Genomic DNA, 8,588 nt, shown 5'->3' with positions numbered 1-8,588 from the left:
GAAATCTCAAGCATGCTTTCTCCACCGCATAATCTGCGGTGTTAGAAAGAGTCGCCAAGCCTCGTGACCACACAACCTGCGCAAGAGCCAATTTTCCCGAGCCACCTCTGTAACGTCGGTTCACAGACCGGGCCGTTCAATGGTCGAAAAAAATGAGCGAAATAGCAGCTGGTAATGTGCATCACAATAAGAAAATGACGGATCGCACGCCAACTATCCCGCGACGCCGGAGATCGATTTCAAAATCGAAGCGCCAAGCGTGTATTTTGGGTCGACCATATTGCCCAAGCGTACGCGGCCGCATTGGGTGAGCAGCATGTAGGCGTCGATCTCGTCGAAGCCGAAATCCGCCCCAAGCCAGCGGATCAACTCGCGATAGGCGCCGCGTACGGCGTCTTCCATGGGCCTGGCGGAGCCGATCGTCATGTAGAAGCGATCGTTTTCGAGGCGGGGCGCCCTGATCGTCCAACCCTTGATGAGGTCGATCCGCACGGTCGTCACCGTCGGATGCTCAATCGCGACGCCGCAGAGTTCGCCATCGCCTTGGGCGGCATGGCAGTCGCCGAGATACAGATAGGCACCAGCCGTGTTGACCGGAAGGTAGACGATCGCCCCAGGCGCGACGTCCGGCAGGTCCATGTTGCCGCCATAGTAGTCGGGAACGAGCGAGGAAATCGCCTCGATCTCGGGTGCGGTGCCGATGGTTCCGATAAACGGCTCATAGGGAAGCGTGATCCGCTCGTTCCATTTGGTGCCGGTTTCAGCATCGATCTCGAGCTTGCGCACGTGCTCCGGCAGGGGGCTGGTCAAGAGGGCCGTCTCGGCGGTCGGCACCAGACCGCCGAATTCCGGCATGATCACGGTCGTGCCGCGAGGCTGGGGCCCGCGCGGAACGATGCTCTCGATATAGACGGCGAGGCAGTCGCCTTTTTCCGCGCCGTTGACGTAGATCGGGCCGTTCTGCGGATTGAGATAGGGAAAGTTGAGGATTTCGCTCGGCTTGTCGGTTTCGTTCTGGATAGCGCCCTCGAAGGCGTCATGGGTCTCAGCCGCAACGACGGCGCCCGGATCGACCGTCAACACAGGGTCGACAAAGGCCCCGTAAACATAATGGTATTTGCCTTGAACCGCCTCGGTGAGCGAATGTGAGGTGCCGGGTTTGCCCTTGGCGATTCCCTTGCGGGCCATGATGGAGTCGTTGAACCAGGTCATAGATCGATCCTCATTTGCATGGTTGTTATTGACTAGACGGCTAGGAATTGGCGGACAGCGTCGCGGTCCTCCAATGTTGCCGTATCGATCTCGGCGGTGATCCGTCCCTTCTCCATGACGTAGCAACGCTGTGCCATGGCACGGATCATATCGAGGTTCTGTTCGACGAAAACGATCGTGATTCCAGTCGCGCGGTTCAACTCGACCATGATGCGCGCGATGTCCTGGACGATATTCGGTTGAATGCCTTCGGACGGTTCGTCGAGCAGGATGAGCGACGGCTTTCCCATCAACACGCGACCGATCGCGAGCTGCTGTTGCTGCCCCCCGGACAGAGTTCCAGCTCGCTGGTCCCGCCGTTCCTTGAGGATCGGGAAATAGCCGTAGATTTCGTCGATCTGTCCCGCCGGTTTTTCGGAGCCGCCGATCGACTGACCGACAAGGAGATTCTCGTAGACACTCATGCGGGGAAAGACATCGCGGCCTTGTGGGACGTAACCGATGCCCAGTCGTGCGCGCCTGTGGCCTGAAAGCCTGTCGATCGCGGAGCCCTCGAACGTGATCGAGCCTTGGTCGGAGGGTCGCAGGCCGATCAGGGTCTTCATCAGCGTCGACTTGCCGACACCGTTGCGCCCGATGACGGCGACTATCTGGCATTCGCGGACGCTGAGATCGACGCCCTGCAGCACCGGCTTGCCGCCGTAGCCCGCCCAGAGGCCGCGCGTTTCCAGGATGATTTCCTTACGCATGGACCTCGCCCAGATAGATCGCGGCGACGCCCTCGTCGGCGATGATGTCGTCGATCGTGCCCTGTGCGAAGATCTTGCCGAAATGCAGCACGGTGACGCTCTGGGCGATCTGGCGGACGAATGCCATGTCGTGCTCTACCGCAAGCACTGTCACGCCGTCACGGTTGAGAGCCTGCACCATCTCGCCGGTCGCAAACGTCTCGTCGGGTGTCATTCCGGCCGTTGGTTCGTCGAGGAGGAGCAGCTTCGGTTTCAGTGCGATCGCCATGCCGATCTCGAGCCATTGCTTCTGACCGTGGCTGAGATCGCCGGCGAGTTGCTTCTCGGTGTCCTTCAGTTTCAGAAATTCGAGCAACCGGTCGATTTCCTCGCCAAGCGAGTGTCCGGCCAGATGGTGCTGGAGCGCAATCTGGAGGTTGTGCCGTACGCTCAGCGCCTTGAAGATTCCCGGTACCTGGAATTTGACGCTGATGCCCTGCCGGATGCGCGCGAAGGACTTGGCGCGGGTGATGTCATGGCCATCATAGAATATCCGCCCGCTGGTCGGCAGAAATTCGCCCAGGATCAAGCGAAAGAAAGTGCTCTTGCCGGCGCCGTTTGGGCCGATAAGGCAGTGAATCTCGCCTGGCTGAAGAACGAAATCGACCCCTCCGGTCACATGCAGTCCGCCGAACCACTTGTTGAGATCTCGGGTCTCCAGGATCGCCATCAGGACATCTCCCTCGCGGTCTTGCGACGCTTCAGTCGTCCGGAGACGAGCGAGCCGAGCGCGATGATGATGCCGGTCGGGGCGAGCAGCACGGTGGCGACGAGAAGCACGCCCATGGCGACCAGCGCATACTGACTGCCGTGGATCGTCAATGCCTGGAAGCCGGACAGGACGAGCAGCGTGCCGAGCAGCGTCGTCGTGAGGTCGCTGCGACCGCCGACAGCCACCCACACGATCGGCAAAGCCGCGGCGGTCATGCCCATTGACGACGGCGTGATGTAGTTGCCCCAGGAAGTATAGAGAATGCCGGACAGGGCGGCGAGCGCGGAGCCTATGACGAAGGCGCCGAGCTGATATTTGCGGATATCGTAGCCGAGCATTTCAGCGCGCAGCGGGTTCTCGCGGATCGCGACCAGCACATTGCCGAAACGGGAGTTCACCAACATGCGAAGGCCGAGATAGACGAGAACGAGAAGGCCGAGGGTCAGGTAGTACAGCGTGACATCGGGAAACAGCGCGATGTCGCCGCCCGGCCAGGGAATCGTCAACGACGGCATTCCGCCCATGCCGTTGAAGCCGTTGAGCCGAGCCGAGCCGATGTGCCATTCGGGACCGGCGGTCTGTGCCATGAATCGTTCCAGGACCAGCGTCACCGACAGCGTGACGATGCCCAGAAAGACGCCGCTGATCCGGCCAAAGAAGAGAAAGTAGCCGAGAACGGCGGCGAGGAGCGACGAAATGGCGACCGCGGCGACAAGCGACACCAAGGTCAGGCCGTAAGCATCGCCGAGATTGATGGTTAGCACGCCATAGGCATATCCGGCCACGCCGAAAAAGGCCGTCTGGCCGAAGGACAGCGCGCCGCCATAGCCCCAAATCAGGCTCAGGCCGAGTGCCATGAAGGTCCAATTGAAGAAATAGACGTTGTTCCCGACGTCGTAACCGTCCGCGAACAACGGATAGATGCAGGCGGCGGCGACAACCAGGATGAACCCGGACCAGAAGCCGCGCCCCTTGCCGAGGGTCTGTGGCCCTTCGAGCAGCTTCAAACTTTTGGCAATGGAGGAAGGGGATGCCAAATCAGGCCCTTTCACGCAGAATCCACCCCGAGAGCCCTCGCGGCAGGATGCGAATTACGATGATGACAGTGACGAGCAGGCCGATCTGACCGGCCAGTTGGCCTTGCCAGGAGATCAATGCCGCCTTGACGAGGCCGAGGATCGCGGCGGCCGGAGCCGTGCCGAGGAAGATATCCGCGCCGCCGACGACCACCGTGACGAATGCCTCGACCACGAAGGCGCTACCCATGGTCGGAACGAGCGTCATGGTCGGGGCGTACAGCCCGCCAGCCAGCCCCGCGAGGGCGGCTCCGAGGCCGAAGGTCAGGCTGTAGATCAGACGCGTATTGACGCCGAGAGCCTCGGCGATGTGCGGAACCTGGATTGTCGCGCGGGCGAGAATGCCGAACTTGGTGCGCGTGAAGATCAGCCAGAGAAGGGCGAGGGTCCCCAGCGCCGCCGCCATCAGCACAAGACGGTAGACGGAATAGGAATAGAGACCGAGCGTGAAACTGCCGAAGGGAGTGCCGGTGCCTTGCATGGTAGAGCCGAGGAGGATCAGCGTGCCTTGCGTGGCAATCATCGACACACCCCAGGTCGCGACGATCGTGTCGAGCGGGCGTTCGTAGAGGTGACGGATGATCAGCCGTTCGAGCGCGATTCCGACGAGGCCGGCGACCGCCATGCCGAGCAGGATGGAGAGTGGCAACGGCAGGCCCATATGCGTCGCGGTCGTTGAGACATAGGCGCCGCACAGGATGAATTCGCCATGGGCGAGGTTGATGACGCCCATCATGCCGAAAATCACGGCCAGCCCGCAGGCGGAAAGGACGAGGAAGGCGAAGGCATCGCCGGCCTGGTAGAGGAAGGTGAAGACGGCGTTAAACGCGTCCATTCGAAATCCATCGTTGTTGCAACGTTCCGAAACCAAGGAAGCCGGTTTTCGGATAGGACGATGCTGCGTTCCAAGGACTGACATCGTTTTGGCGCGGTCTGAACGCGCGTGACGCTGGCAGCGGCGAATGCACCGGGCGGGCGCGCGTCCAGTTGGACGTCGGCGCCCGCCCGCTGTCGTCAGTTCGCCGCGGGCGGGGGATTGGAAGGCGTGTATTGGGCCTCCGGATTGCTCTTGGTCAGATCACAGCCGGCTTCGCCCAGCCAGTAGGGCTTGATGTCCTCCCATACCTTTGGGAAGGTGATGGAGTGATCCTCGCCGACCTTTGCCAGATAGATCGTGTGAGACATGTGCTGGCTCTTGGGGTCGATGCAGACCTTGCCTTCTGGCGCATCCATGCAGACGTCGCCTTCCGCTATTACCTTGCGGATGGCGTCGTGATCGGTCGACTTCGCGCGCTCGACCATCTGCTTGTAAAGATACACAGCCAAGTAGGAATTTTCGGCTTCCTGGTTGACGTATGGCTCGTCCGGGAACTTGGCCCGCCATTTCTCGAGGAATGCCTTGCTCTCGGGCGTGTCGACCTCTTCGATGTAGTTCGTCGTCACGAACATGTTGGCCAGGCTCGGTGGCTTGAACCGCTTGTGCTCGTAGCCCTGACCGACATTCACCGACGACGCCATCGGGATTTTCAGGTCCGCCGCGCCGGCCTGCTCGTAGTAGGATGCCTGTGCGGTGCCGACGAGCAGCGTGACGAGAACATCCGGCTTGGCGGTCTGAATGTTCTGAATGGTCTGGGAAAACTGCGACACACCGAGCGGGATGAACTCCTCGCCCACCATCTCGCCACCGTTCTCCTCGACGATGTTGCGAACCCATTCGGCAGAAATCTGACCGAAATTATAATCCGCGGCGATCGTGTAGACCTTCTTGCCGTAGGTCTCCATCATGTAGGGAATAAGCGTCGAGAACTGCTGCTCGGGCACCGCGCCGGTCACAATCATATTGGCGTCGCAGACGCCGCCCTCATATTGATTGTTGTAGAAGGCGAGCCCTTTGAATTGGTCGACGATCGGCCGGTATGCCTCACGCGATGCCGACGAGAACCCCGCGAAGACCGCGTCGACCTTGTCGCGCTGCAGGACGCGGCGCATGAATTCCTGGTAGCGGGTGTTGTCCGACTGCGTATCGTAGATGACCAGTTCCAGCGGACGACCATCGATTCCCCCGGCCGCGTTAATCTCCTCTGCCGCCAGTTGGATACCGTGAACCTTGCCGATCGTCGCGACGGCGAAGTCGCCGGATTGATCTTCCAGAACGCCGAGTTTGATGGGGTCCTTCTCCTGGGCGATCGCCGCCCCGGAAAGAAGCAATAGGGTTCCTAGCGCCGCAAGGACGCCTGATGCTCGCTTGTGCATGACTGTCTCCGTTTCGGGGTTTATTCTGCGGACCGATGTGTCAGTGGCCCCTCGGTTCCGCACTCAGGGACCGTCGCACTTCGTTGGACGACGTATTGGCAATAGGCTTCGATGCTGAGACGCGTCTGCATGCTCCGCTTGCGCAACAGGGCGAATGCCGCATCATCATCGAGCTTTTGCTCGGACATCAGCTGCACGACCGCCTTAATGACGAAGCGGCGTTGGCGCCGGCGCCCCTCATGGGCCTCGATGGCATTGCAGAGTTCGGCCTTGCGGGCATATTCATTGACCGCCAGATAGAGCGTCGAAAAGACCGAGCCCGCGTAAACGGGCTTGTAAAGGAATGCCGTCGCTCCGACCTGAATCAGGGCTTTCAAACGGCTGGGCGCCTCGACGCCAACGAGGCCGATCACCGGTGCTAGTGGCATTTCACCAATGCTGCTCCAAGGGACATGCGGCACCAGCGGCAGGTCGGCGTCGACGAAGATGACATCATCGCTCCAGCTCAGAGTCCGTTTCGAAACTCACTGCGGCGGGTTCAAAGGCCCCTCGGATGGTCGCTCCGCAATGACATGATACCCGATTTCCGCGGGTTTGGGCGTCCCGGGTGAANAGAGTCCGTTTCGAAACTCACTGCGGCGGGTTCAAAGGCCCCTCGGATGGTCGCTCCGCAATGACATGATACCCGATTTCCGCGGGTTTGGGCGTCCCGGGTGAACCATGGAGGCTGGTCTTGGCAGGGTTTCGAAACGGCCTCTCAGTGGCTCGTTCGACAAGTCGACAGCCTCATGGATACCGGGCCGCATATCGACGATCAGGCCGAGCCGCCCAAGAGTGGAAGCCAGAGTATTGCCGACCCGCTCGTCATTGCTGACGACGACAGCCCGTCTGTGGCTGAAATTCTGGACGAGACGTCGAGCTGCCATCAGACGACCCTCAGGTTCGGGCGGCGTGCGACCGCCTCATGGGACGGTGACGCTCTCACGAGATAGGGATCAGGGCGAACCGGCTGCTCCGCCTCGACAAGGATGTCGAACTGACCGTCGCGCCGGGAGCGGCCGATGCGGGGCGTCAGGTATGCGTGCATCGTTTCGGGGTCGATCGTGACACGCCCCTGAGGGGCATCGAACGCCTTGCTCTGGACGGCCGCTTTTACATTTTGAAGTTCGTCCGTGCCGGCTTCGACCAGCGCTACGGCAAGGAATTTTGTCGCGATATAGGCCGCTTCCGCTTCAGCCGAAACGGCTGGACCCGCGGGAAACATGCGGTTGTAACCCGCGACGAAGGCGCGATTTGTCGGCGTATCGATCGAGGAAAAATAAACGCTGGAGCTCAAATGGCCGTCAATGGCATCGGGGCCAATCTCCGAGAGTTCTGGCTCCGAAAGGTTGCAGCTGGCGATCGGGTAGCGGCTTTTCTGGTCGATCCCGCGGGCCGTGCAGGCCGCGCGAAACTCGCGGAAGAACGCATAAGCGGAACGACCGACCAAGGCGTTGAAGACGAAGTCCGGGCCGGAATCGAAAATGGCTCCAATGACGGAGCGGAAGTCAGTGTCTCCCAGCGCTAGATACCGCTCTGCGAGGACCGTGCCGCCACGCTGCGTGATATCTTCGCGCAATACCCGATTGCTCTCCCAGCCCCAGATATAGTTCGACCCGATGCAGAACGCGCGCCGTCCAAACCGCGATACCAGGTAGTCGATGAGCGGGGATAGATGATGGTTGGGGGCGGTGCCGGTGTAGACGACATTGGCCGAGCTTTCGAAGCCCTCGTAATGTGTGGGATACCAAAGCAGCGCGTCGCACTTCTCGAAGATCGGTATGACTTCCTTGCGGCTGGAGGATGTGTAGCAGCCGACCACTTGGCGGATGCCGCGATCAAACATCGTCTTAACCCCGGCGGCGTAGGCCGAAAGCTCGCAGCCGGGATCTATCACGAGGGGATCAAGTCGCACCGGCGAGTGAGGGTCGGCGTTGACTTCCGCACAGGCCATCAGCGCCCCATTCAACATCGTCCGTCCGACCGTGCCGTAGGAGCCGGTAGCGGAGAAGAGGATGCCGATGGGATGGTTGTGGATCAAGATAGCCAAAGAAATAAGTCTTTGTTTATCAGTACGTTATACATACATGCGAATGAACTGGGGTATGGGTTTGGTGTCTGGAACAAATGACGTTCTGTGACCATCCCGCCGCGTTCCGCCTGATCCTTGCCCCTTCCGGAAACGCATGCAGGATCACGGGTTCCTGTGGCAACTACGGTTACGGGAGAACGCCGGTGGCGACAAGTGCCTCACTGGAAGCAGTGTTCGGGCCCGTTCGGTGCCGCAGGCTTTGCCCCCGCTAACGGGACGGGGGCTCATCCGACGCTCACATCCCGCCGTCATCGGTCCCACCGGTATCAAAATGGAGATGTCGCGTCCGTTGGCATAGGACGAGGTTTGAACGATTCCAGCGATCTAGGCTCAGGACCTATTAATTTCTCTTGATCTGTGATTCACGGTCTCCATTGAAGGAGGCTTTGATGGGTGATTTGTTTTTGTTGAGCAAG

The 8,588-nt window shown here is 60.3% G+C and carries 8 protein-coding genes; all 8 read right to left on the bottom strand.

Annotated features, from left to right (window positions below; all coding sequences use genetic code 11):
• Nucleotides 1–213 precede the first annotated feature (213 nt).
• Nucleotides 214–1,212 (bottom strand): acetamidase/formamidase family protein, encoded by a 999-nt coding sequence (locus VQ044_RS22680; RefSeq protein ID WP_327649776.1) that lies wholly within the window; start codon nucleotides 1,210–1,212, stop codon nucleotides 214–216.
• A gap of 32 nt (nucleotides 1,213–1,244) precedes the next feature.
• A complete protein-coding gene (locus VQ044_RS22675; RefSeq protein ID WP_327649774.1) occupies nucleotides 1,245–1,961 on the bottom strand; it encodes an ABC transporter ATP-binding protein in 717 nt (238 codons plus the stop codon).
• On the bottom strand, nucleotides 1,954–2,670 hold the full coding sequence (locus tag VQ044_RS22670; RefSeq protein ID WP_327649773.1) for an ABC transporter ATP-binding protein: 717 nt from the start codon (nucleotides 2,668–2,670) through the stop codon (nucleotides 1,954–1,956). Before VQ044_RS22670 ends, VQ044_RS22675 begins: the two co-directional genes overlap by 8 nt.
• On the bottom strand, nucleotides 2,670–3,719 hold the full coding sequence (locus VQ044_RS22665; RefSeq protein WP_327651321.1) for a branched-chain amino acid ABC transporter permease: 1,050 nt from the start codon (nucleotides 3,717–3,719) through the stop codon (nucleotides 2,670–2,672). The genes VQ044_RS22670 and VQ044_RS22665 overlap by 1 nt, the downstream gene beginning before the upstream one ends.
• Before the next feature lie 31 nt (nucleotides 3,720–3,750).
• Nucleotides 3,751–4,623: an ABC transporter permease subunit gene (locus VQ044_RS22660; RefSeq protein WP_327649770.1), complete on the bottom strand. Its 873-nt coding sequence runs from the start codon at nucleotides 4,621–4,623 to the stop codon at nucleotides 3,751–3,753.
• A gap of 179 nt (nucleotides 4,624–4,802) precedes the next feature.
• Nucleotides 4,803–6,041: an urea ABC transporter substrate-binding protein gene (locus tag VQ044_RS22655; RefSeq protein WP_327649768.1), complete on the bottom strand. Its 1,239-nt coding sequence runs from the start codon at nucleotides 6,039–6,041 to the stop codon at nucleotides 4,803–4,805.
• 20 nt (nucleotides 6,042–6,061) lie between these two features.
• A complete protein-coding gene (locus VQ044_RS22650) occupies nucleotides 6,062–6,469 on the bottom strand; it encodes an ANTAR domain-containing response regulator (RefSeq protein WP_327649766.1) in 408 nt (135 codons plus the stop codon).
• 497 nt (nucleotides 6,470–6,966) lie between these two features.
• Nucleotides 6,967–8,124, bottom strand: coding sequence for a transporter substrate-binding domain-containing protein (locus VQ044_RS22645; RefSeq protein WP_327649778.1), 1,158 nt, complete (start codon nucleotides 8,122–8,124; stop codon nucleotides 6,967–6,969).
• Nucleotides 8,125–8,588 lie beyond the last annotated feature (464 nt).

It is taken from the genome of Aurantimonas sp. C2-5-R2 (assembly GCF_036549495.1).
GTDB classification, from domain to species: domain Bacteria; phylum Pseudomonadota; class Alphaproteobacteria; order Rhizobiales; family Rhizobiaceae; genus Aurantimonas; species Aurantimonas coralicida_A.
This window is presented reverse-complemented; position numbering and strand designations above follow the sequence as displayed.